Source organism: Mameliella sp. LZ-28 (assembly GCF_012274245.1).
Taxonomy (GTDB): domain Bacteria; phylum Pseudomonadota; class Alphaproteobacteria; order Rhodobacterales; family Rhodobacteraceae; genus Antarctobacter; species Antarctobacter albus.
Genome location: NZ_JAANYX010000036.1, coordinates 179,359 through 200,152, shown reverse-complemented (window position 1 = coordinate 200,152; position 20,794 = coordinate 179,359). Strand labels below are relative to the sequence as shown.

The following is a 20,794-nucleotide window of genomic DNA, read 5'->3' as shown; positions in this document are numbered from 1 at the left end:
TGGTGGCACCCGTTCCGCAGCGATCCCGGTCTTGCGGATCGATTGAGTATCCGGGTGCATCTATTGGCCGTGGGCATCGCCCTCACCGGCACGGTGGTGTTCGGGGTCATCCTGGGCATGAATGCCTCGCTCCTGGCGGGGGTTTCCTCCGAAATCGCCGGTGTTTTCGGCGCCATCGGGATCGTTCTGGCGTTCTCGGCCCTGTTCAGCTGGGCGGGTCATCTGCCTGGGGCGGTGGTCCTCCATCTAGCCTTGGTCAACGGGTGGGGCGGCTGGGCCGTGGCGCTTGCGGGCGGATTGGTGATCGGCACCCTCCTGTCGGCTTTGATCGGCGGCATTCTGGCGGTGATTCTGGGGCCGTTCCTTGCCCTGATCCATCTTGTCGCGTTGCGCTGGATGGCATCAGTGTTTCGGCCTGCAGGTGACGCGGGCTCTCCACCGGAGCCGGAGGGGCTTGCCTAGGCGGCGCAAGGCTGACGTCAAGAGTTTTGGAAAAACAGTGTATTACACGAAATCCTGCGGGTGATCCTGCGCGATTCACCTATGGTTAACCACTCTGGCGCTATCACTGGTCCTGCAAGAAGACGGGGTCAGGATGCGCGACGAAAGCTACTCTTCCACTCACCCCCCACTCCCACCCACCACGGAAGATCATCGCGTGGATTGGCTCCGTCTCTTGCGCTCTCGTCGCGTTGGGCCGACGACTTTCTGGAGATTGATGAACGAACATGGCAGCGCCGCCGCCGCGATAGACGCCTTGCCGGATGTCGCCCGCGCCGCCGGGGTCGAGAAGTACGAGGCCTGCCCGCGTGGCGTGGTCGAGGCAGAACTGGCCGCCGGGCACCGCGCCGGGGCCTGGCTGCTCTGCCGTGGAGAGCCGGGGTATCCCTCGGACCTGGCGGAACTTCCAGACGCGCCACCGCTGCTTTGGGGCCTCGGCGATAGGGACGTGCTGCGGCGCCCCATGATTGCCCTGGTCGGCGCACGCAGCGCCTCGTCCCTGGGTACGCGCATGGCGCGGCGCCTGGCCGAAGGACTGGGAGAAGTCGGGTTCGTGGTGGTTTCCGGGCTGGCCCGGGGAATCGATACCGTGGCCCATGTCGGCGCCCTGCGCAGCGGCACCGTGGCCGTCATGGCCGGTGGTGTCGATGTGCTCTACCCGGCCGAGAATACACGTCTGGCGGACGAGATATGTCAGAGTGGCGGCTGTCGGTTGAGCGAACAGCCGATGGGCCTGCAGCCCGTGGCCCGGCATTTCCCGACACGCAACCGGATCGTTTCCGGCCTGTCTCGCGGAGTCGTCGTTGTCGAAGCGGCGGCAAAGTCCGGGTCGCTGATCACCGCGCGCACCGCGCTTGACCAGGGACGCGAGGTGCTGGCGGTTCCCGGTCACCCGATGGATGCCCGCGCCAGCGGCTGCAACATCCTGATCCGCGACGGCGCGCGCCTCGTGCGCAACGTCGAGGACATCATCGAGGCGCTGCCTCCGCTGGACACACCGAACGCCAAAGCCCAACCCGAACTGGACCTGCCAGATCCGTCACAAGGCGCGGAACGTGTAGATCGGGCATCGTCCCATTCGCAGCGGGCGCCGGACCGGAAACCCGCCCTTCGCAAGGCCGCGGCACTGCACCAGCAGATTCTGGACCGGCTTGGTCCTTCGCCCTTGGCCGAAGACCAGTTGATCCGCGATCTGGGCGCACCCGCCGGCAAGGTCTCGCCGGTGCTGACCGACCTCGAACTGGACGGACGCATCCGGCGCCAGCCGGGCGGATTACTGTCCTTGGTGGTGCGGCACTGATCCCGGGATCAGCAGAACTCCGGGATCACCGGCCCCCAGGTGGGGCAGAAGGTGGGGTCCGACCACCAGACATCGGTGGCGCCGATGGCGTGCTGGACGGCGACCCAGGTCGATCCGGAACGCTGGTACAGCACCTGGATGTCCGGCCCGCCCCAGTCAAAGGGATTGTCCCAGCCGGGCCGGACGGGGATCTCGTCCCGCGTAATCTCGCGTCCGCCGGGGCGGACGGGATGCAGGCTGGCAAATCCCACGTCGCCGCTGACCCGCAGGTCCGAGACGACGAAGATCACCGGCGCCCCAAGCACCCATTCCGCGTGCGGCCGGATCGCGTCCATCAGGTCGGTTCGCAGAGCGGTTCCGCGTGCGGGTTCCTGCCAGGCGCTGGCCGACAAGGGCGTGACGGCCAACGAGATGGCGGCCAGAAAAGCGGTAAATCGGGTCATGGTTCTAGCTCCGTTACATGCGGGGAACCTAGCCGAAACCGGAGCGGCGCGGAAAGCGGCATCGCCAGCGTCATGGCGCCCCGGATTGACAAATCCTCCTTGCGCACCACATCTTGCGCCGCCATACGCGGCTCAAGACAAGGCCCTCACACGGCCCCAAAGAAATTTAACGAGGTAGCAGAACCCCATGCCCGTCGTCGTCGTCGAATCCCCTGCCAAGGCCAAGACAATCAACAAGTATCTGGGGTCCGACTACACTGTTCTGGCGTCCTACGGCCACGTCCGTGACCTGCCGCCCAAGGACGGTTCGGTCGATACCGATGATGATTTCGCGATGAAATGGGAGATCGCCAACGATTCGCGCAAACACGTCGCGGCGATCGCTGAGGCGCTCAAATCCGACGACGAACTGATCCTCGCCACCGACCCCGACCGCGAGGGGGAGGCGATTTCCTGGCACCTGAAAGAGGCGCTGACCAAGCGCCGGTCCATCAAGAAGTCCACCAAGGTCGAACGCGTCACCTTCAACGCGATTACCAAGCAGGCGGTCAGCGAGGCGATGAAGAACCCGCGCGACATCGACGCGCCGCTGGTCGAGGCCTACCTGGCGCGCCGGGCGCTGGACTACCTCGTGGGCTTCAACCTTTCGCCGGTGCTCTGGCGCAAGCTGCCGGGCGCGCGCTCTGCGGGGCGGGTGCAGTCGGTTTGCCTGCGCCTGATCGTCGAGCGCGAGATGGAGATCGAGGCCTTCAAACCTCGGGAATACTGGCAGGTGAAGGCGCAGTTGACCACGCCGCGGGGGCAGAGCTACGAGGCCCGGCTGACCAATCTCGCGGGCAAGAAGCTCGACCGCTACGACCTCGCCAACCTGACCGATGCCGAGATGGCCGTCAGTGCCATCGAAAAGCGCGCATTGAAGGTATTGTCGGTCGAAGCCAAGCCGACCTCGCGGAACCCTTCCGCGCCCTTCATGACCTCCACCCTGCAGCAGGAGGCCAGTCGCAAGTTCGGCATGGGCGCACGCCAGACGATGAACGCGGCGCAGCGCCTGTATGAGGCCGGGCACATCACCTACATGCGGACCGACGGCATCGACATGGCGCCGGAAGCGGTCATGGCCGCGCGTGACGCGATCAAGGATCGCTACGGTGCGAATTACGTTCCCGACAGCCCGCGCATGTACAAGAACAAGGCCAAGAACGCACAGGAAGCGCACGAGTGCATCCGGCCCACGGACATGACCAAGGACGCCGAGAGCCTGCGCCTGTCCGAACCCGATCAGCGCAAGCTTTACGACCTGATCTGGAAGCGGACGCTGGCCTGTCAGATGGAAGCGGCACGGCTGGAACGGACCACGGTCGAGATCGGCAGCGACGACGGCCAGGTGGGCCTGCGCGCGACGGGTCAGGTGGTCCTGTTCGACGGCTTCCTCAAGATCTACGAAGAGGGCCGCGACGAGCCGGTCGAGGATGACGACAAGCGGCTGCCGCAGATCATGCAGGGAGAGGCGGCCAAGTTCGACGCCGGCGCCCTGAAAGGCGAACACGCCAAGGCGGTCGAAAAGGCGGTGGGTGATGCGCGCAACGCCGTCATGTCGAATGACGGGGCCACGCTGGCCACGCAGAGCTTCACCAACCCGCCGCCGCGCTACACCGAAGCGACGCTTGTCAAGAAGATGGAAGAGTTGGGCATCGGTCGCCCGTCGACCTATGCCTCGATCGTGACCACGATCCAGGAACGGGAATACGTTCGCAAGGAACAGAACCGCCTGATCCCCGAGGACAAGGGGCGCATCGTCACGATCTTCCTGCTCAACTTCTTCAAGCGCTATGTCGAGTACGATTTCACCGCCGCGCTCGAGGATGAGCTGGACAGCGTGTCTGCGGGCAACGAGGACTACAAGGACCTTCTGGCCAAGTTCTGGCGCGACTTCAGTGCCGCGATTGCCGAGACTTCCGAGTTGCGGATTTCCGAGGTTCTGGACGTGCTGGACGAGGCTTTGGCGCCGCAGCTGTATCCGCCGCGTGAGGATGGCAGCGATCCGCGCATCTGTCCGAAGTGCGGGCAGGGGCAGTTGCACCTGAAGACCTCGCGCACCGGCGGTTTTGTCGGCTGCGGCAACTACCCGGAATGCACCTATACCCGCCCGATCGCGGGTGAAGGCGCCGAGGGCGAGGAGCGCCTGCTTGGCGAGGACGGCGGAGACGAGATCTGGCTGAAGGCCGGGCGCTTTGGGCCCTATGTCCAGCGCGGCGAACCCACGCCCGAGAACAAGAAGCCGCCGCGGGCCTCGCTGCCCAAGGCGCGCGGGCAGTTCCTGCCGGGGTGGGAGCCGGATGGCATGACCCTGGAAAAGGCGCTGACCCTTCTGACATTGCCGCGAGAAATCGGGATGCACCCCGAGGGCGGCGTGGTCAAATCGAACCTGGGCCGCTTTGGTCCATTCATCATGCACCAGAAGCCGGACGAGGAAAAACCTGTCTACGTTAACCTCAAGGAATTCCAGGAGGTTTTTGAGATCGGCATGAACCGTGCAGTGGAAATGCTGGCCGAGAAACGGGCTAACCCGGGACGCGGTCGTGGCGCGGCGGCCAAGCCGCTGCGGGAACTGGGGGACCATCCGGACGGCGGCGCGCTGAGCGTCTACGAAGGGCGCTACGGGCCTTACGTCAAGTGGGAGAAGGTCAATGCGACTTTGCCCAAGGATGCCGATCCCAAGGAGATCACGCTGGAGGCCGCGGTTGCGCTGGTGAACGAAAAGGCGGCCAAGAGCGGCAAGAAGAAGGCTGCTCCCAAGAAGGCAGCGGCCAAAAAGCCGGCCGCCAAAAAGAGCACCGCGAAAAAGGCCACGGCCAAGAAAACCGCTGCGAAGAAAGCGGCGGGCGACGAGGGTTGAAAACACATTTCGTCAACTGGATGTGATTGGTGCCGCATCGCGGCGCGGAGTAAGGCTTGCCGTGGAATACTACAGGCAAGGAGAGCATCATGAACAAGGGAATGTCCCGCCGTGGCCTGCTGATCGCGGGCGGCGCGGCGCTGGTCGTGCCGGCCCGGGCCCGGGCCGAGGTGCGCGAAGAGGCGACAGTCGTGCGGCGCAACATCTCGAGCTTTTCGAGCCAGGACTGGCGTGACCATTTTGACGAACTGGGCGTGGGCTGCATCGTCTGCGATACCGCTAGCCGCGCACTGCATTACTGGAACGCGGACGGCAGCGACTATCGCGTCTATCCGACCTCGGTGCCCAAGACCGACGAGCTGACGAAACGCGGATACACCAGGATCGTGCGCAAGAAGGAGGCTCCCTCCTGGACGCCGACCGCGTCGCAGATGGAACGCTTTCCGGATTGGCGACCGGTGGAAGGGGGCGCGCCGGACAATCCCCTGGGCACGCATGCGATGTACTTTGACTGGCCGGCCTACCTGATCCACGGGACGCACGACACGCGCAAGATCGGGCGACCGTCGTCCGATGGCTGCATCGGTCTTTACAACGAAAAGATCGCAGAGCTGTACCAGATCACGCCGATCGGCACGCAGGTGCGCCTGATCTGATACCCTCTGGGTCAGGTGCGAAATCCCGCGGGCGGGTCGACATCGGCCCGCCCGCGTTGACTCTTTGCTGCAGAGCGGCGACAACTTGCGCCAATCCAGGTGAACAGGGGGAGTCCCATGAAAAAGGTCTACGGTTCGGCGGCAGAAGCGCTGGACGGTCTTCTAGAAGACGGCATGCTGATTGCCGCCGGGGGCTTTGGCCTCTGTGGCATTCCCGAACTGCTGATCGATGCGATCGTCGAGAGCGGGGTCAAGGATCTGACGGTCGCGTCGAACAATGCGGGCGTCGACGGGTTCGGTTTGGGCAAACTGCTCGACACCCGCCAGATCAAGAAGATGATGTCCTCTTACGTGGGTGAAAACGCCGAGTTCATGCGCCAGTACCTCTCCGGCGAGCTGGAGCTGGAATTCAACCCCCAAGGCACCCTGGCCGAGCGGATGCGGGCCGGTGGCTGCGGGATCCCTGGGTTCTACACCAAGACCGGCTACGGCACGCAGATAGGTGAAGGCAAGGAGGTCAAGGTCTTCAACGGGGAACACTATATCCTCGAGGAAGGCATCTTTGCCGACCTCTCGATCGTGAAGGCGTGGAAGGCGGACGACACCGGGAACCTGGTGTTCCGCAAGACGGCGCGGAACTTCAACCCGCCGGCGGCCATGTGCGGCAAGGTCTGCGTGGCCGAGGTCGAGGAAATCGTGCCGCGCGGCTCTCTGGATCCGGATCACATCCACCTGCCGGGGATCTACGTGCACCGGATCATCCAGGGCGACCACGAGAAACGGATCGAACAGCGGACCGTCCGCAAGCGGGAGGAAGCCTGATGCCCTGGGATCGCAACCAGATGGCCGCGCGCGCGGCGCAGGAACTCGAAGACGGCATGTACGTGAACCTCGGGATCGGCATCCCGACGCTGGTCGCCAACTACGTCGGCGACAAGGACATCACGCTGCAGTCGGAAAACGGCATGCTGGGCATGGGCCCCTTCCCCTTCGAGGGCGAAGAGGACCCGGACCTGATCAACGCCGGCAAGCAGACGATCACGGAACTGGCGCGGACGTCGTATTTCGACAGCGCGATGAGCTTTGGCATGATCCGCGGCGGCAAGATCGCGGCGGCGATCCTGGGCGCGATGGAGGTGGCCGAGAACGGCGACCTGGCGAACTGGATGATCCCGGGCAAGCTGGTCAAGGGCATGGGCGGGGCGATGGACCTCGTGGCCGGTGTCGAGAAGGTGGTGGTGGTGATGGACCACACCAACAAGCACGGTGACTCCAAGCTGCTGAAGGCGTGCACGCTGCCGCTGACGGGCAAGGGCGTGGTCGACCGGATCATCACCAACCTGGGCGTTCTGGACGTGGTCGAGGGCGGCCTCAGGATCGTCGAATGCGCCGAGGGCGTGACCGAGGACGAACTGCGCGCCGCGACCGAGGCGACCATCGTCTAATCCCGGGACGCTTTCCGGACCAAAGGGCGCGCCCGCGAGGGGCGCGCCCTTTTTCGTTGGTGCATTGAGCAAATGAAAAAGGGCAGGATCCGAAGATCCTGCCCCAGGTCCTTGCGCCAAGGTTGGGAGGAGAGGCGCAATTTCCGTCCGGTCTAGACCGGATTACTTGGCCGGCGCGGCTTTCTTGGCGGTGGTCGTCGCCTTGGTGGCCGTCGCGGTCATCTCGTCGGTGGCCTTCTTGACCGCCGCGGTTGCGTCCTCGGAGTAATCCTTGCCGGCCGCCATCAGCAGTTCGACGGTGTCCATCTGGACCTTCTTGGCGATTTCGGCGAAGGCGGCGGTGTTTTCGGCCGCGATCTCTGCCTGTGCCGAGGCGAAGTCGGTCATTGCCTTGGCGTAGTCGGCGGGCTCTGCCTTGGCCTTCGACATCTCGGTCATCTTGGACAGGGTGTCTTTGGTCCAGGTTGCCGACAGTTCGGTCGATTTCTTGGCCGCTTCCAGCGCGACGCCGGACAGCTTCTCGCTCAGGGTCGCGGTGGTCTTGAAGGCGTCGTCCATCGCCTTGGTGTCGACGGGGAATGCGCCCATCATTTCTTTCATCATGGCGGTGATGTCGTCGGTCTTTGCCATCTGTCTTGATCCTTTTTCCAATGTTGCGCCGTCTCCGGCGTGCTGCGTTCCACTGACCCAAAGATGGATGCTGCGTCGCAGCATTTCAAGATTTTTCTGCTGCGATGCAGCAAAAATTATGTCGCACCCCTTGTCGCAGGGGCAAAGTAGCGATGGACAAGTTCCTGCCAGGCAAAGAAAAAGGGGCAGGATCCGAAGATCCTGCCCCAGGATATTGCGCCAAGTTTGGGAGGAGAGGGCGCAAAATCTTTCGGTCGAGACCGATTACTTGGCCGCGGCGGTTGCCTTCTTGGCGGTCGCGGTCATCTCGTCGGTGGCCTTCTTCATGGCCGCGGTCGCGTCCTCGGAGAAATCCTTGCCGGCTGCCATCAGCAGCTCGACGGTATCCATCTGGACTTTCTTGGCGATCTCGGCGAAGGCTGCCATGTTCTCGGCTGCCACTTCGGCCTGGCCGGATGCGAAATCGGTCATCGCCTTGGCGTAGTCGGCCGGCTCTGCCTTGGCTTTCGACATGTCGGCCAGCTTGGACAGGGTGTCCTTGGTCCAGGTTGCCGACAGCTCGGTCGACTTCTCAGCGGCTTCCAGAGCAACCGCCGACAGCTTTTCGTTCATGGTCGCGGTGGTTTTGAACGCGTCTTCCATGGCCTTGGTGTCCACGGGGAATGCGCCCATCATCTCTTTCATCATCGCGGTGATGTCCTGGGTCTGTGCCATCTCAGTCAATCCTTGTGTCTTGCTGCCCCGGGCCCGCCCCGTCGTTCAGCAACTGACTAGAATATGCATGCTGCGACGCGGCATTTCAAGAAAAATTTCTGCGCCGCAGCATCTGGCTGACAAGTCACTGGTTTTGCTGGGCCGCTTTCAGCTTAACGTAGGTGCCGGGGGCGGGCGCAAGCGGCGCATAAGCCGAATCGCCCGGTTCACGCGCGGGGACCTTCTTGCCCGAGCGTTTGCGCAGCCAGCCTTCCCAGTGCGGCCACCAAGAGCCTTCCTGGAACTCGGCGGTCTCTTTCCAGGCATCGAAGTCACCGGACAGGTCGTCGTTGACGAAATGGCCGTACTTGCCCTTGGAGGGCGGATTGACGATCCCCGCGATATGGCCGGACTGGCCCATCACGAAATGCTTGGACCGTGATCCCATCATCTGCACGCCACGATAGACGTCACGCGCCGCGGCAATGTGATCTGTCTCTGCCGCGATGGACATCAGCGGCACATCCACGTCCTTGACGCTGAGCTTTTCCCCGAAAAGCTCGAACGTGCCTTCGGCGAATTCATTGCGCTGGCAAAGCCCGCGCAGGTACTGGCTGAACATCCGCCCCGGTAGGTTCGCCCCGTCGCCGTTCCAGTACAGCAGGTCGAAGGCGGGCGGGGTTTCCCCCATCATGTAAGAGCGGATCGCAGGACCGTAGATCAGGTCGTTCGACCGCAAAAAGGAAAAGGTGCGCGCCATGATGAAGGAGGGCAGGATGCCTTCCTGGTCGATCTCCTGTTCGATCCCGTCCGCGAAATCGTCCTGCAGGAAGGGCGTGAATTCTCCCTGGTCGCTGAAATCGGTCAGCGCGGTAAAGAAAGTGGCCGATTTCACCGACTTGTCGCCACGCTTTTTCATCAGCGACAGGGTCAGGCTGAGCGTCGTGCCGGCGATGCAATAGCCGACCGCGTTGATCTTGTCGGTCCCGCAGATGTCCTTGGCGACCTCGATCGCCTTGAGGAAACCCTCGTCGACATATTCCTCGAGGCCGACGTCGCGGTACTTGCCGTCCGGGTTGATCCAGCTGACCACGAACAGGGTATAGCCTTGGTCCACGACCCAGCGGATCAGGCTATTCTGCGGTTTCAGGTCGAGGATGTAGAACTTGTTGATCCAGGGCGGGAACAGCACGATGGGGGTCTCGTAGACCTGTTCGGTTGTCGGGCTGTACTGGATGATCTCCATCATGCGGTTGCGATAGATCACCTCGCCCTGGGCGGTGGCGATGTTCTCGCCGATCTCGAAGGCGCTGTCATCGGCCAGCCGCACAACAAGCTCGCCGTTGTTCGCTTCAAGGTCGCCGACAAGGTTTTCCAGCCCGCGCACCAGGCTTTCGCCCTCGGTCTCGACCGCCTTCATCAGCGCGTCGGGATTCGTGGCCAGGAAGTTGGTCGGCGCGAACATGTCGACGATCTGCTGGCTGAAATAGCGCAGACGCCGCTTTTCCTTCTCGTCCATGTCCTCGATCGCGTCGATCGCATCGCGGATGGCGTTGGCGTTGATGAGATACTGTTGCTTGACGTAGTTGAAATAGGGATGACTGTCCCAGAGCGGGTTCTTGAACCGTTTGTCGCTGGGGCCCGGGTTCTCCGGCGCGGTCAGCTTGCCGCGCGCCAGTTGTTGCTGCGCCTCGACAAAGGTGGTGACGGTCTTGCCCCAGAAACTGACCTGCTGCTCGATCAGCTTGGCCGGGTTGGTCATCCATTCCTGCATGTAGGCCTGTGCGGCCTTGGTATACAGCGCGTGGTCGGGGCCGTTCAGCGCCTGCGGCGTTGGATGGCGTCGGGTCAGGGCCGAAACGAGCCGCTTGCTCAGTTCCTCGACCCGCTCAAGGTTCTCCTCCAGCCGCGCCCGGCTTTCGCCTGCGGCAACCTCGTTTGTTGTCATTGGAAACAAATCCCCCTATCCTTCGCAAGTGCAGAAATACCGTCGTGGGTTTCGGGGGGCAAAGCGACGAATTGGCTCGGGCCTGGGTGCGCGGCAAGCCGCTGACCCCGCGAAACAAAAGGAGTGCTGTCGTGCGCTACATGGCGACCTATGATCTGATGGAGAGCATCCGCAACACCAACGCCTGGATGGGCGCGACGGCGCGGACGATGGCCTCTTACCCGGTGTTCTCGGCCTTTCCCAACCCCGGGCTGGAGTGGATGGCGGCATGGGGTGCCGTCACGGAACGCACCTTCGAGCGCATGGTGGTCAAGCCCGACTGGGGGATCCGCACGTTCACCTGCGAAGACGGCAAGGATCACCTCGTCGACGTCGCCACCGTGGTGGAAAAACCCTTTGGCAACCTGATCCATTTCAACGTCTCCGGGCGCGAGGAACAGCCACGGAAGATCCTGCTGGTCGCGCCCATGTCGGGCCACTATGCCACACTACTCCGCTCGACCGTCAAGTCGCTTATCGTGAACTGCGAGGTCTACGTCACGGACTGGCACAATGCGCGCGACATTCCGGTGAGCGCGGGCAAGTTCGATATCGAGGATTACACGCTCTACCTGATGGAGTTCATGCGGCACATGGGGCCGGATACCCATGTGATCGCCGTGTGCCAGCCGGCGCCGCTGACCTTGGCCGCGACCGCCTACCTGGCTGAGCTGGACCCGGAGGCGCAGCCGCGCACCCTGACCTTGATCGGCGGGCCGATCGACCCGGACGCCACCCCCACCGACGTGACCGACTTTGGCCGCCGCGTGACGATGGGGCAGCTGGAAGAGACGATGATCCAGCGTGTCGGCTTCAAGTACAAGGGCGTCGGCCGCATGGTCTACCCGGGCCTGTTGCAGTTGGCCTCGTTCATGTCGATGAACGCGGATCGCCACTCTGCTGCCTTCCGCGATCAGATCATCCGCGTTGCACGCGGAGAGGCCTCGGACCACGACGCGCACAACCGTTTCTACGACGAATACCTGGCGGTCATGGACATGCCGGCGGAGTTCTACCTGTCGACCGTCGAGCGGGTCTTCAAGAATCGCGAGATCGCCAAAAACGAATTCATCGTGGACGGCCATCGGGTGGACATCGGCAAGATCACCAAGGTCGCGGTGAAAACCGTCGAAGGCGCGAAGGACGATATCTCGGCGCCCGGGCAATGCGTGGCGGCGCTGGATCTGTGTACCGGCTTGCCGGACGAGAAGAAGGCCAGCCACCTGGAGCCGGGGGCGGGCCATTACGGCATCTTCGCCGGCAAGAGCTGGCGCAACAACATCCGCCCGCTGGTGCTGGACTTCATCGACGCCAATTCGGACCTGCCCAAGGGCCCTGCGGCCGTTCCGGTGAACCTGGCCGATCACCGCTGACCGATCGGTGATCCAATTGTGCGCGCCTGCGGGCGCGCGCTTTGCCTGTCGTCCTTGCGCGGCAAGCGCGCCGTCCTCCGGCAGGGGGCTCTGCCCCCGCGCCTTTGGCGCTCCCCCGAGGTATTTTTGAAACCAAAGAAGCTCGGAGCGGGTGTCAGAGACCGTCGAAGGTACAGAGTGTATGGACGTCCATGTCCATTGCTTCGAGCCTTTTGCGGCCGCCCAGGTCCGGCAGGTCGATCACGAAGGCGCAGCCGATGATCTCGCCGCCCAGGCGTTCGACCAGCTTGATGCCGGCCTCGGCGGTGCCGCCCGTGGCCAGAAGGTCATCGACCAGCAGCACCTTTTCGCCCGCCTCTATGGCGTCGTCGTGGATCTCGACCACCGCCTCGCCGTATTCCAGCTGGTAGTCTTCGGAGATGACCGCGCCGGGCAGCTTGCCCTTCTTGCGGATCGGCACGAAACCGGCGGAGAGCTGGTGCGCCACGGCGCCGCCCAGGATGAAGCCGCGGGCCTCCAGCCCCACCACCTTGTCGAAGCGCACCCCGGCGTAGGGGTGCAGGAGCTGGTCGACGGCCATGCGAAAGCCGCGCGGGTCGGCGAACAGCGTGGTGACATCCCGAAACATGATCCCCTCGTGCGGGAAATCGACGATGGTCCGGATGTAGTCCTTGATCTCTGTCTTGCGCGGCATGGAAGGGTCCCCGGTTGAAACGCCCGCCCGCCGTAGCGTGGCAGCGGCGGGCTGTGCAAGTCTTCTGCCCGCAGGCCCCCTGTCAGGCGCGGCGCAGTGTTGCCGTCAGCACGCCCATCCCGATCAGCGTGGCGCCGCCCGCGCGGGTCAGCCAGGCCAGGATCGAGGGTCGTTGGATCATGCGCCGCAGCCGGTCGGCAGCCAGCGCATAGGCGAGGGCGTTGAGCGCCGCCAGGGTGACAAAGGTGCTCACAAGGATAGCGAACTGCGGCAGGAGCGGCGCCTGGGGGGTGACGAATTGCGGTACGAAGGCGATGAAGAAGGCGATGCTCTTGGGGTTCAGCGCGGTCACGGCGAGATTGTGGCCAAAGACGCCGCGCGCGGTCACGTCGCTGTCGGGCAGGGCCAGCCCCTCACGCGGGGCCGAGCGGATCAGCTTGATCCCCAGCCAGACGAGATAGGCGGCGCCGACCCATTTCAGCACCGTGAAGAGCGTCGCCGAGGCGGCGACCAGCGCACCGAGGCCCGCGAGCGACAGGCTCATGGCGATGAAATCGCCGGTGGCCACGCCGGCGGCAGAAGCAATGGCCACCGACCGGCCCTTGCTGAGCGCATAGGACAGGACCAGCAGAACGGTGGGGCCCGGGATCAGCAGGAGGGCGGTCGAGGCGGCGACGAAGGCCAGCCAGAGATTCAGGTCCATGCGGCTACTCCCGTGGCGGATAATGGCGTCGCAGGGCCTTGAGATCCTGCGGGCCGAGGTCCTTGGATTGATTGTCATCCTGCGAAAAGATTGACCTGCCGAGGTAAGCGGGATTCCGGATGTCGGTCAACAGGCCCAGGGCCTGGGTCAGTTCCTCGATCATGGCGGATTCGTAGTGGCGGATGTCCAGCCGGGTGCCAAAGATGATCCGCGCGCGCTGGATCACATGGGTGTCGCTGCGCGACCAGACGATGACGCGCGCGCCGGTGACGCTCATGCCGTCCACGCCCTTGATCCCTGTGCCGCTGATCGGCGTGGAGCCGTCCGTATCGACGAGGTAGATGCGGATGTCGGCCTCGGCCTCCGGCGCGACTTCGCGGAGCGAGATTCCGGCCCCGGCACGGTTGATGTACTGGATGGCCCGTTCCAGCGCGGCGCGCGCGCGTTTCTGCCGCCCGCCCAGAAAGGCGCGGTCGATCCGGGCAAACTGCACCCGCAGGGGGCGGTCTGTGGGCCAGCGCACCATGTCCTTGCGGCAGGACTGGCCCGGGGGGGCGGCGCAGGCGACCAGCCGGTAGAAATCCTCGTCGCTGAGCAGACCATCGGTTTCGACATAGTCCACCGCCCCCGAGGCGGCGCAGGGCAGGGCGAGTGCCAGGCAGAACAGGGCAGGTCTCAGCATGGCCGGGCGTCAGTTGCCACCCAGCATCCGGCCGGCGACCGCATCGAGCTTGGCCAGTAGCGCGGGATCGCGCTTCTCGGGCGCGGTGAGCAGGGCATATTCCAGCGCCCGGTCGCAGCCGTGCGGGCAGGGGGCACGGTCGGCCCCCAGGAGGGCGGGCAGGCGGCGCACCATCTCGCGCCCCTTGTCGGCGTTGCCGGACAGGGTCTTGATGATGTCCATGATGTCGACTTCGCCGTGGTCGGGGTGCCAGCTGTCATAGTCGGTGACCATCGCGATGGAGGCGTAACAAAGCTCGGCCTCGCGGGCGAGCTTGGCCTCGGGCATGTTCGTCATGCCGATCACGTCGCAGTCCCAGCTTTCACGGTACATCTTCGACTCCGCCAGGGTCGAGAATTGCGGCCCTTCCATCGCCAGGTAGGTGCCGCCCTTGTGTACGGTGATACCGGCGTCCCTGGCGGCGGTGAAACAGGCATCGCCCAGGCGCGGGCAGGTGGGATGGGCGACCGAGACATGGGCGACGCAACCGGTGCCGAAGAAGGATTTTTCACGCCCGAAGGTGCGGTCGATGAACTGGTCGACGACGACAAAATCGCCCGGCGCCATTTCCTCGCGGAAGGAGCCGCAGGCAGAGACGGAGATCACGTCGGTCACGCCGATGCGTTTCAGCGCGTCGATATTGGCGCGATAGGGGACCGTCGTCGGCCCGTGGACGTGGCCCCGGCCGTGGCGCGGGAGGAAGGCCATCTTCACGCCGTCCAGCGTGCCGGTCAGGATCTCGTCAGAGGGCGTGCCCCAGGGGCTGTCCACGGCCTGCCACGCCGCGCCTTCCAGCCCCTCGATGTCGTAGATGCCCGACCCGCCGATCACGGCGATCATCGTATCCGTCATGTCTGTACCCCGTCCTTGCGTGGCGTCGCGGCGCCCGGTGTTTCGCTTTGCCCGAAGTGTGCCGGATGCGTGTCCGAGGGCAAGCGCCCGAGCAGGGTTTCGTGATACAATCCAGCAGGTGTTGCCGCTGTGGGATACCCGCTGGCTGTGGTCCGGTCGCATACGGAAGAATTCCGTGCATCTTTGGCCAGGTTCCGCTATGAGGCCCTGAATCGCGAACATGCTGCGATGCGGCGTTAGCGGCCACAGGCTGCCCGATGCTGCGCCCAGGAAAGGATCCCCGATGAAAAAAGCCCTCTTGGCGCGTTTCGCCAACCGTGTGGAATTGCCCGACCTGTCCCTGATGCCGGACGAGAAACTGACGCCCAGCCGGTGGCGGATCGAGCTTTTGGCGGGTCTGACCGTGGCGCTGGCGCTGGTGCCCGAGGCGGTGGCCTTTGCCTTTGTCGCCGGGGTGCACCCGCTGGTGGGGCTTTACGCGGCCTTCCTCGTGGGGCTGGTGACGGCGCTGATCGGCGGGCGGCCGGGCATGATCTCTGGCGCGACGGGGGCGCTGGCGGTGGTCATGGTGGCGCTGGTGGCGCAGCATGGGGTCGAATACCTGTTCGCGACCGTCGTCCTGATGGGCATTCTGCAGGTGATCGCCGGGGCGCTGCAATGGGGCAAGTTCATCCGCCTGGTGCCGCATCCGGTCATGCTGGGCTTTGTGAACGGGCTGGCCATCGTGATCTTTCTGGCCCAGCTGGGTCAGTTCAAGGTCCCGGGAACAATGGAAAATACCGGGCACGGCATGGGCGGGGGCGAATGGCTGTCGGGGATGCCGCTGTACCTGATGCTGGGACTGACGGCGCTGACGATGGCGATCATCTGGGTCATGCCGAAGGTCAGCAAGGTTGTGCCCGCGCCGCTGGCCGGGATCTTTGTCGTGGCTGCGCTGGTGATCGGCTTCGGACTGGACGTGCCGCGCGTGGGCGACTTGGCCTCGATCCAGGGGGGCTTGCCGCCCTTCCACATCCCGGCGGTGCCTCTGAACCTGGAAACGCTTGAAATCATTCTGCCTTATGCCGTGATCCTGGCGGCCATCGGGCTGATTGAATCGCTCCTGACCCTGAACCTGGTGGGAGAAATCACCGGCAAGCGCGGCGGCGCCAGCCAGGAATGTATCGCGCAAGGGGCCTCGAACATCCTGACCGGCTTTTTCGGCGGCATGGGCGGCTGTGCGATGATCGGCCAGTCGATGATCAACGTCAAATCCGGCGCGCGCACGCGGATCGCGGGCATCGCAGCCGCGCTGTTCCTGCTGACCTTCATCCTCTTTGCCGCGCCGCTGATCGAACTGATCCCGCTGGCCGCGCTGGTGGGGGTGATGTTCATGGTGGTGATCGGGACATTTGCCTGGAACTCGTTGAAAATACTGACAAAGGTTCCGGCTATGGATGCCTTTGTCATCCTGCTGGTGACGGTCGTCACGGTGATGGAAGACCTGGCCGTCGCGGTCGTCGTCGGTGTCATCGTCTCGGCCCTGGCCTATGCCTGGAACAACGCCCGGCGCATCCATGCCAAGACGCGCGAGTCGCACACCGATCTGGGTGCCAAGGTCTACGAGATCCAGGGGCCGCTGTTCTTTGGCTCCAGCGACGGGTTCATGGAACTGTTTGACGTCGAGAACGACCCGGACGTGGTGATCGTGGATTTCAACGAAAGCCGGGTGGTCGATCAGTCGGCCCTGCAGGCGATCGAGGCCGTCGCGGGCAAGTACCAGGACGCCGGAAAGCAGATCAAGCTGCGTCACCTGAGCCGGGATTGCCACAAGCTGTTGACCAAGGCGGGCCACCTGATGGTCGATAGTGACGACGACCCGGATTACGAACTGGCGGTCGATTACAACGTTCGCACGGGCATCCTGGGCGGGCACTGAGACCGGGCGGCGTTTTGTACGTTTTGTACAAAACGTACGCCGTTTTCAGCATTTTGTACAAACCGGCAAGGTTTCGTTAAGGGCGCCCGCGAAAGGGCGCCCTTTTTTCGCGTTCAGCCGGGATCTGCCGGCGCGATTTGCTGCAGCGCGGCAACGTCGCCGGCCTCCAACGCCGGACGGGCCCGGGCGACAAGCTCGGGCGGCCAGTCCCACCAGGCCAGCGCGTTGAGCGTCTCGATCTCTTGCGGGGCAAACCGCATCTTGACCACCTGCGCCGGGTTGCCGGTGACGACGGCGTAATCGGGCACCGTGCCGCGCACCACGGCGCCCGCACCGACGATGACGCCATTGCCGATCCGCGCGCCGGGCAGGACCAGGGCGCCATAGCCCAGCCAGACGTCATGGCCGATCACCGTGTCGCGGCTGTCGGGCTGGTAACCCAGCATGGTCGACGGGTCGAAGACCGCAAAGGGAAAGGTGGTCAGCCCGTCCATCGCGTGATTGGCGGAACTGCCGATGAACCGGACCCCGTGGGCGATCTGGCAATACTTGCCGATGCGCAGCTTTTCCTGGCTGAAGGGGAACAGGTAGGGGGCCAGCCGCGCCGCCCAGTCCTCAGGCGGGTCGAAGTCCGAGGCGTAGGTGTAGTCGCCGACCACGAAGCGCGGATGGTCGATCACGTTTTTCAGGAAAACCGTGCCGCGATGCGGGGTGCCGTCGGGCAGGGTGATGGGAAAGGCCGCGTCTGGCGCGGGCAGGGAAGGACCCGGCTTGGATGGATCAGGCATGATGCCTCCTTTGAACTCTGGGGAAATGTCAGGGGTTCAAAGGGTCTGGTCCATCACTGCCTCCAACGTTGCAGGGCAGAGGTAGCACGTCCGGCACCGGAATGCGAGAGTGCGGGGCCATGCGGATCCGCATGGAGGGCATACGGGGTGGAGGGTTGCAGTCCGAAGCGGCGAGTGCACGTCACGAGCCGGCCCGTTGGAGCGGACCTTCGGGGGTGGTTGTATGAGTGACGGGTTTGCGGGACCTTGCTGCCGTTGACATCGTAGATATGAAGGTCTGCATCCGCCGCAATCACTGTTGGTCAAGCTTCTGGATTCCCCCTCAACAATCGTCCCATAACAAAACTCATCAAGCTTCCGATCAGGATCCGCCGAGGGAAATACCAAGGCCCATCTTGAGTTTCGACACGAACGTCCTTGGGGTCATCGGGGTCGTACTTGATATCCAACTCAGTTCCGACCGGCACATTGTAGTAGCTGGCCCTGACGCGAGGGGTCGTGACGTGGGTGGTTCCATTTTCGTGTGTCCATTTAAGCGTCAGTTGATAGACTGCAGCACCATCCGATGTTTCGCCCTCCTGCACCTCCAAAACTTCTGAAGTTGCAGTGAGCGCGTCTAACTCAAAATGTGCTCTTTGAACGATCCAAACCAACCCAACCATGCAACCGGTTATTCCCACAAACATTAGGTTGGCCCCCGAGCCTCTTCTCGAGAAGACGCCCAACCTTTGACCATCTTCAGTCCGATGCAACATGCCTTCTAAGAATGCGACACGTAGCAAATCCCAAAACCTCGCTAAAATGTTCATCATGCCTCCACTCCCGAGACCCGACATTAGGTGCGTTGCCTAATTTTGGAAAGCTGGGCTCTTTGCCAGCTTTCCCCGCACCACACGCGAAAGACCGCTGTCGGGGAACGGACATGACGTTGAACAGTCCGCTCCCCGTATACAGCCGTTGATCGCCCGGCGCTGTCGCGCGGTATCCGAAGCCGCTGTCCAAGGCGCCAGTGTGGGGCTGTCCCGTCATTCCCCCGGGCGCTTCAGTTCGAACTTCTCGCGCACGACGGTGTAGTCGCGATAGCCCATGCGGCTGAGCGGGTTGAAGGTCAGCACGTCGAAGATGCCGTCGACCAGGCAGTTGTCGCGGATATGCACGCCGGTCACCTCTCCGAAGACGGCGAAATTCGCTTTTCCGGGCAGTTGCACGATCTGGGTCAGCTTGCATTCCAGGTTGGCGGGGGCCGCCGCCACGCGCGCACAGGCGATGGTCTCGCACTCCGCTTTCTCAAGGCCCGCCTCGGCGAACTCGTCGACCTCCTTGCCGAAGAAGGCGGAGGTGGCGTTCATCGCGTCGCGCATCTCGTATTCCACGATGTTGACGCAGAAGACGCCGGTGTCGCGGATCTGGGCTACGCTGTCCTTGGTGTCGCCGCGGTCCTCCTTGGCCGAGGTCGAGGCGAACATGACCTGCGGCGGGACATAGGCGACCGCGTTGAAAAAGGAATAGGGGGCCAGATTGTCGTGCCCGTCGGCCCCCCGGGTCGAAATCCAGCCGATGGGGCGGGGTGTCACGATGGCGTTGAACGGGTTGTGCGGCAGGCCGTGGCCGTCCTCGGGACGATAGAACAAGGGTGTCGCTCCTGTTTGCGCGTGAGTTTGTCGCGTGATACGCGGCCTTGCGCCGGAATGCACGGGGGCAGGGGGCAGGACTGGTGTTCACGCTTGCACAGGAAACAGCGGATGACTGGTGGGAGGTCGAGGCCCTCTTCGACCTGGCCTTTGCGCCGGGACGCACGGCGCTGTCGTCCTACCGCCTGCGCGAGGATGTGGCGCCTGTGGCGCCCCTGTGCCGGGTGGCCCGGGACGAGAACGGGATCATCGGCGGGGCGATTCGCTATTGGCCGGTGCGCGTGGGCGATCACGACGCGCTTCTCCTGGGGCCGGTCGCGGTGCACCCCATCGCCCAGGGCGAGGGGCTGGGCGCGGCGCTGATCCGGGACACGGTGGCGCGGGCAGAGGAACAGGGCTTTGCGCGGGTGCTGCTGGTGGGAGATGCGCCGTATTACGCGCGCTTCGGTTTCCAGCGTCTTGAGGGGGTCGAGATGCCGCCGCCGACCAACCCGGACCGGGTGCTGGGGCTGGAGCTGGTGCCCGGTGCCTGGGCCGGTGTCACGGGTCCGGTGACGCGCGCGGCTTGATCGCGGGCCGCTCAGATCCCATCTTTGTGAGGATCGAGGAGGGCCCAGACGTGACTGACACGACATTGCCGGTACTGCACCACAAGGCGGAAATTGCCGCCCTGGCCAAACGTTATCACGAGGCCGGGTCGATCGGAATGCAGGTGTTGTCGCTGATCGGCGGACAGGCGGGCAATCTGCTGGAACGACTGCCCGACCATGCCAAGGACCGGCTGGAAGAGGGGACTCGGCGGGCACTGACCGTCGCCCTTCAGGCGGCGCAGCAGTCGCGCGGCGTGGTGCCGGACCAGAAGGGCTGGCTGAACACGGCGCTGGCCACGGCGATGGGGGCTGCGGGCGGATCGGGCGGGTTGCCGACGGCGCTGGCGGAATTGCCGGTTACTGTGACGGTGCTGTTGCGGGCAATCCAGGGAATCGCGGCGGAATACGGGTTCGATCCCGATGACCCGGCAGTGGCGCGGGAATGTCTGACGGTCTTTGCCGTGGCAGGCCCGCTGGAAGCGGACGACGGCGCCGATATGGGCTTTCTCGCGGCGCGGGTGACGGTGACGGGCGCGGCGGTGCACAGCCTGATTGCCCGGATCGCGCCGAAACTCTCGGTCGCGATGGGCCAGAAACTGGCGGCGCAGACGGTGCCGGTACTGGGGGCCGTGGCGGGGGCGGCGACGAACTACGCCTATACCAGTTACTACCAGCAGATGGCGCATGTGCATTTCGGCCTGCTGGCCCTGTCCGAGCGATCCGGCCTGCCGCGGGACGAACTGGTGGCCGAGCTGAAAGCCCAGATGGCGGAACCGCGGTTAACGCGGAATTAGGCTTAACCGCGGTATGTGAGTCGTACCGGGGCGGAAAGCCCCGGAACGAAGCGCCCGTCCCACGAAAGGCCCGGCTTCGCCGAAGGCCGCGCCAAAAGCACAGGGGATAGGGTCTCCATCCGCGCAGAATGCGCGGGCGGCGCTCTGGCCAGAACGGTAGGGGCGAACTCGTGTAGACA

21 protein-coding genes are annotated in these 20,794 nt (G+C 64.1%); 10 read left to right on the top strand and 11 right to left on the bottom strand.

The features are described from left to right. Positions 1-63: 63 nt before the first annotated feature. Positions 64-462 carry a hypothetical protein gene (locus G9Q80_RS24910; protein ID WP_069208990.1) on the top strand — a complete coding sequence of 133 codons (399 nt, stop codon included), beginning with the start codon at positions 64-66 and terminating at the stop codon, positions 460-462. Positions 463-595: 133 nt separating this feature from the next. Next, positions 596-1,801, top strand: coding sequence for a DNA-processing protein DprA (gene dprA / locus G9Q80_RS24905; RefSeq protein ID WP_088715400.1), 1,206 nt, complete (start codon positions 596-598; stop codon positions 1,799-1,801). 8 nt (positions 1,802-1,809) lie between these two features. Here dprA and G9Q80_RS24900 read toward each other — a convergent pair whose 3' ends face one another. Beyond that, positions 1,810-2,244: a hypothetical protein gene (locus G9Q80_RS24900; RefSeq protein WP_074621737.1), complete on the bottom strand. Its 435-nt coding sequence runs from the start codon at positions 2,242-2,244 to the stop codon at positions 1,810-1,812. A gap of 187 nt (positions 2,245-2,431) precedes the next feature. Between G9Q80_RS24900 and topA the strand changes: the two genes are divergently transcribed. From topA to G9Q80_RS24880, 4 genes are all read left to right on the top strand, one after another. Then, positions 2,432-5,140: a type I DNA topoisomerase gene (gene topA, locus G9Q80_RS24895; protein WP_088715401.1), complete on the top strand. Its 2,709-nt coding sequence runs from the start codon at positions 2,432-2,434 to the stop codon at positions 5,138-5,140. 89 nt (positions 5,141-5,229) lie between these two features. Further along, a complete protein-coding gene (locus G9Q80_RS24890) occupies positions 5,230-5,796 on the top strand; it encodes a L,D-transpeptidase (protein ID WP_043138279.1) in 567 nt (188 codons plus the stop codon). Between the two features lie 117 nt (positions 5,797-5,913). Further along, on the top strand, positions 5,914-6,618 hold the full coding sequence (locus tag G9Q80_RS24885) for a CoA transferase subunit A (RefSeq protein ID WP_088715402.1): 705 nt from the start codon (positions 5,914-5,916) through the stop codon (positions 6,616-6,618). Continuing rightward, complete coding sequence (locus G9Q80_RS24880; protein WP_088715403.1) at positions 6,618-7,241, top strand: 3-oxoacid CoA-transferase subunit B; 624 nt, start codon at positions 6,618-6,620, stop codon at positions 7,239-7,241. The genes G9Q80_RS24885 and G9Q80_RS24880 overlap by 1 nt, the downstream gene beginning before the upstream one ends. 162 nt (positions 7,242-7,403) lie before the next feature. On the opposite strand, the gene G9Q80_RS24875 is transcribed toward G9Q80_RS24880, so the two are convergent. From G9Q80_RS24875 to G9Q80_RS24865, 3 genes are all read right to left on the bottom strand, one after another. Continuing rightward, a complete protein-coding gene (locus G9Q80_RS24875; RefSeq protein ID WP_043138272.1) occupies positions 7,404-7,871 on the bottom strand; it encodes a hypothetical protein in 468 nt (155 codons plus the stop codon). Between the two features lie 264 nt (positions 7,872-8,135). Next, a complete protein-coding gene (locus G9Q80_RS24870) occupies positions 8,136-8,585 on the bottom strand; it encodes a phasin, PhaP (protein ID WP_043138270.1) in 450 nt (149 codons plus the stop codon). A gap of 124 nt (positions 8,586-8,709) precedes the next feature. After that, complete coding sequence (locus G9Q80_RS24865; RefSeq protein WP_043138269.1) at positions 8,710-10,512, bottom strand: PHA/PHB synthase family protein; 1,803 nt, start codon at positions 10,510-10,512, stop codon at positions 8,710-8,712. 131 nt (positions 10,513-10,643) lie between these two features. Between G9Q80_RS24865 and phaZ the strand changes: the two genes are divergently transcribed. Further along, complete coding sequence (gene phaZ, locus G9Q80_RS24860; protein ID WP_043138267.1) at positions 10,644-11,924, top strand: polyhydroxyalkanoate depolymerase; 1,281 nt, start codon at positions 10,644-10,646, stop codon at positions 11,922-11,924. A 154-nt stretch (positions 11,925-12,078) separates the two neighbouring features. On the opposite strand, the gene G9Q80_RS24855 is transcribed toward phaZ, so the two are convergent. From G9Q80_RS24855 to G9Q80_RS24840, 4 genes are all read right to left on the bottom strand, one after another. Beyond that, a complete protein-coding gene (locus G9Q80_RS24855) occupies positions 12,079-12,618 on the bottom strand; it encodes an adenine phosphoribosyltransferase (RefSeq protein ID WP_043138265.1) in 540 nt (179 codons plus the stop codon). Positions 12,619-12,700: 82 nt separating this feature from the next. Continuing rightward, complete coding sequence (locus tag G9Q80_RS24850) at positions 12,701-13,321, bottom strand: LysE family translocator (protein ID WP_088669901.1); 621 nt, start codon at positions 13,319-13,321, stop codon at positions 12,701-12,703. Positions 13,322-13,325: 4 nt separating this feature from the next. After that, positions 13,326-14,003 carry a DUF2927 domain-containing protein gene (locus tag G9Q80_RS24845; protein ID WP_088715404.1) on the bottom strand — a complete coding sequence of 226 codons (678 nt, stop codon included), beginning with the start codon at positions 14,001-14,003 and terminating at the stop codon, positions 13,326-13,328. A 9-nt stretch (positions 14,004-14,012) separates the two neighbouring features. Continuing rightward, on the bottom strand, positions 14,013-14,894 hold the full coding sequence (locus G9Q80_RS24840) for an S-methyl-5'-thioadenosine phosphorylase (protein ID WP_088715405.1): 882 nt from the start codon (positions 14,892-14,894) through the stop codon (positions 14,013-14,015). A 283-nt stretch (positions 14,895-15,177) separates the two neighbouring features. Between G9Q80_RS24840 and G9Q80_RS24835 the strand changes: the two genes are divergently transcribed. Next, on the top strand, positions 15,178-16,812 hold the full coding sequence (locus tag G9Q80_RS24835) for a SulP family inorganic anion transporter (RefSeq protein WP_074621730.1): 1,635 nt from the start codon (positions 15,178-15,180) through the stop codon (positions 16,810-16,812). Positions 16,813-16,925: 113 nt separating this feature from the next. On the opposite strand, the gene G9Q80_RS24830 is transcribed toward G9Q80_RS24835, so the two are convergent. The 3 genes from G9Q80_RS24830 to G9Q80_RS24820 form a co-directional block, all read right to left on the bottom strand. Continuing rightward, a complete protein-coding gene (locus G9Q80_RS24830; protein WP_088715406.1) occupies positions 16,926-17,600 on the bottom strand; it encodes a CatB-related O-acetyltransferase in 675 nt (224 codons plus the stop codon). Positions 17,601-17,902: 302 nt separating this feature from the next. Beyond that, a complete protein-coding gene (locus G9Q80_RS24825; RefSeq protein ID WP_157903836.1) occupies positions 17,903-18,412 on the bottom strand; it encodes a DUF3592 domain-containing protein in 510 nt (169 codons plus the stop codon). Positions 18,413-18,625: 213 nt separating this feature from the next. Beyond that, on the bottom strand, positions 18,626-19,231 hold the full coding sequence (locus tag G9Q80_RS24820) for a flavin reductase family protein (RefSeq protein WP_088715408.1): 606 nt from the start codon (positions 19,229-19,231) through the stop codon (positions 18,626-18,628). Between the two features lie 83 nt (positions 19,232-19,314). Here G9Q80_RS24820 and G9Q80_RS24815 point away from each other — a divergent pair, with 83 nt between their 5' ends. Further along, a complete protein-coding gene (locus G9Q80_RS24815; protein WP_088715409.1) occupies positions 19,315-19,800 on the top strand; it encodes a GNAT family N-acetyltransferase in 486 nt (161 codons plus the stop codon). A gap of 50 nt (positions 19,801-19,850) precedes the next feature. Continuing rightward, the gene (locus tag G9Q80_RS24810) at positions 19,851-20,615 is read left to right on the top strand and encodes an EcsC family protein (RefSeq protein WP_074621820.1); all 765 of its coding nucleotides are present in this window, start codon (positions 19,851-19,853) and stop codon (positions 20,613-20,615) included. Positions 20,616-20,794 lie beyond the last annotated feature (179 nt).

What these genes read in the sequence shown, in the direction of transcription:
- dprA (WP_088715400.1), top strand. Translation starts at nt 596, where the DNA reads ATGCGCGACGAAAGCTACTCTTCCACTCACCCCCCACTCCCACCCACC.
- G9Q80_RS24900 (WP_074621737.1), bottom strand. Translation starts at nt 2,244, where the DNA reads ATGACCCGATTTACCGCTTTTCTGGCCGCCATCTCGTTGGCCGTCACG.
- topA (WP_088715401.1), top strand. Translation starts at nt 2,432, where the DNA reads ATGCCCGTCGTCGTCGTCGAATCCCCTGCCAAGGCCAAGACAATCAAC.
- G9Q80_RS24890 (WP_043138279.1), top strand. Translation starts at nt 5,230, where the DNA reads ATGAACAAGGGAATGTCCCGCCGTGGCCTGCTGATCGCGGGCGGCGCG.
- G9Q80_RS24885 (WP_088715402.1), top strand. Translation starts at nt 5,914, where the DNA reads ATGAAAAAGGTCTACGGTTCGGCGGCAGAAGCGCTGGACGGTCTTCTA.
- G9Q80_RS24880 (WP_088715403.1), top strand. Translation starts at nt 6,618, where the DNA reads ATGCCCTGGGATCGCAACCAGATGGCCGCGCGCGCGGCGCAGGAACTC.
- G9Q80_RS24875 (WP_043138272.1), bottom strand. Translation starts at nt 7,871, where the DNA reads ATGGCAAAGACCGACGACATCACCGCCATGATGAAAGAAATGATGGGC.
- G9Q80_RS24870 (WP_043138270.1), bottom strand. Translation starts at nt 8,585, where the DNA reads ATGGCACAGACCCAGGACATCACCGCGATGATGAAAGAGATGATGGGC.
- G9Q80_RS24865 (WP_043138269.1), bottom strand. Translation starts at nt 10,512, where the DNA reads ATGACAACAAACGAGGTTGCCGCAGGCGAAAGCCGGGCGCGGCTGGAG.
- G9Q80_RS24855 (WP_043138265.1), bottom strand. Translation starts at nt 12,618, where the DNA reads ATGCCGCGCAAGACAGAGATCAAGGACTACATCCGGACCATCGTCGAT.
- G9Q80_RS24850 (WP_088669901.1), bottom strand. Translation starts at nt 13,321, where the DNA reads ATGGACCTGAATCTCTGGCTGGCCTTCGTCGCCGCCTCGACCGCCCTC.
- G9Q80_RS24845 (WP_088715404.1), bottom strand. Translation starts at nt 14,003, where the DNA reads ATGCTGAGACCTGCCCTGTTCTGCCTGGCACTCGCCCTGCCCTGCGCC.
- G9Q80_RS24840 (WP_088715405.1), bottom strand. Translation starts at nt 14,894, where the DNA reads ATGACGGATACGATGATCGCCGTGATCGGCGGGTCGGGCATCTACGAC.
- G9Q80_RS24835 (WP_074621730.1), top strand. Translation starts at nt 15,178, where the DNA reads ATGAAAAAAGCCCTCTTGGCGCGTTTCGCCAACCGTGTGGAATTGCCC.
- G9Q80_RS24830 (WP_088715406.1), bottom strand. Translation starts at nt 17,600, where the DNA reads ATGCCTGATCCATCCAAGCCGGGTCCTTCCCTGCCCGCGCCAGACGCG.
- G9Q80_RS24825 (WP_157903836.1), bottom strand. Translation starts at nt 18,412, where the DNA reads ATGATGAACATTTTAGCGAGGTTTTGGGATTTGCTACGTGTCGCATTC.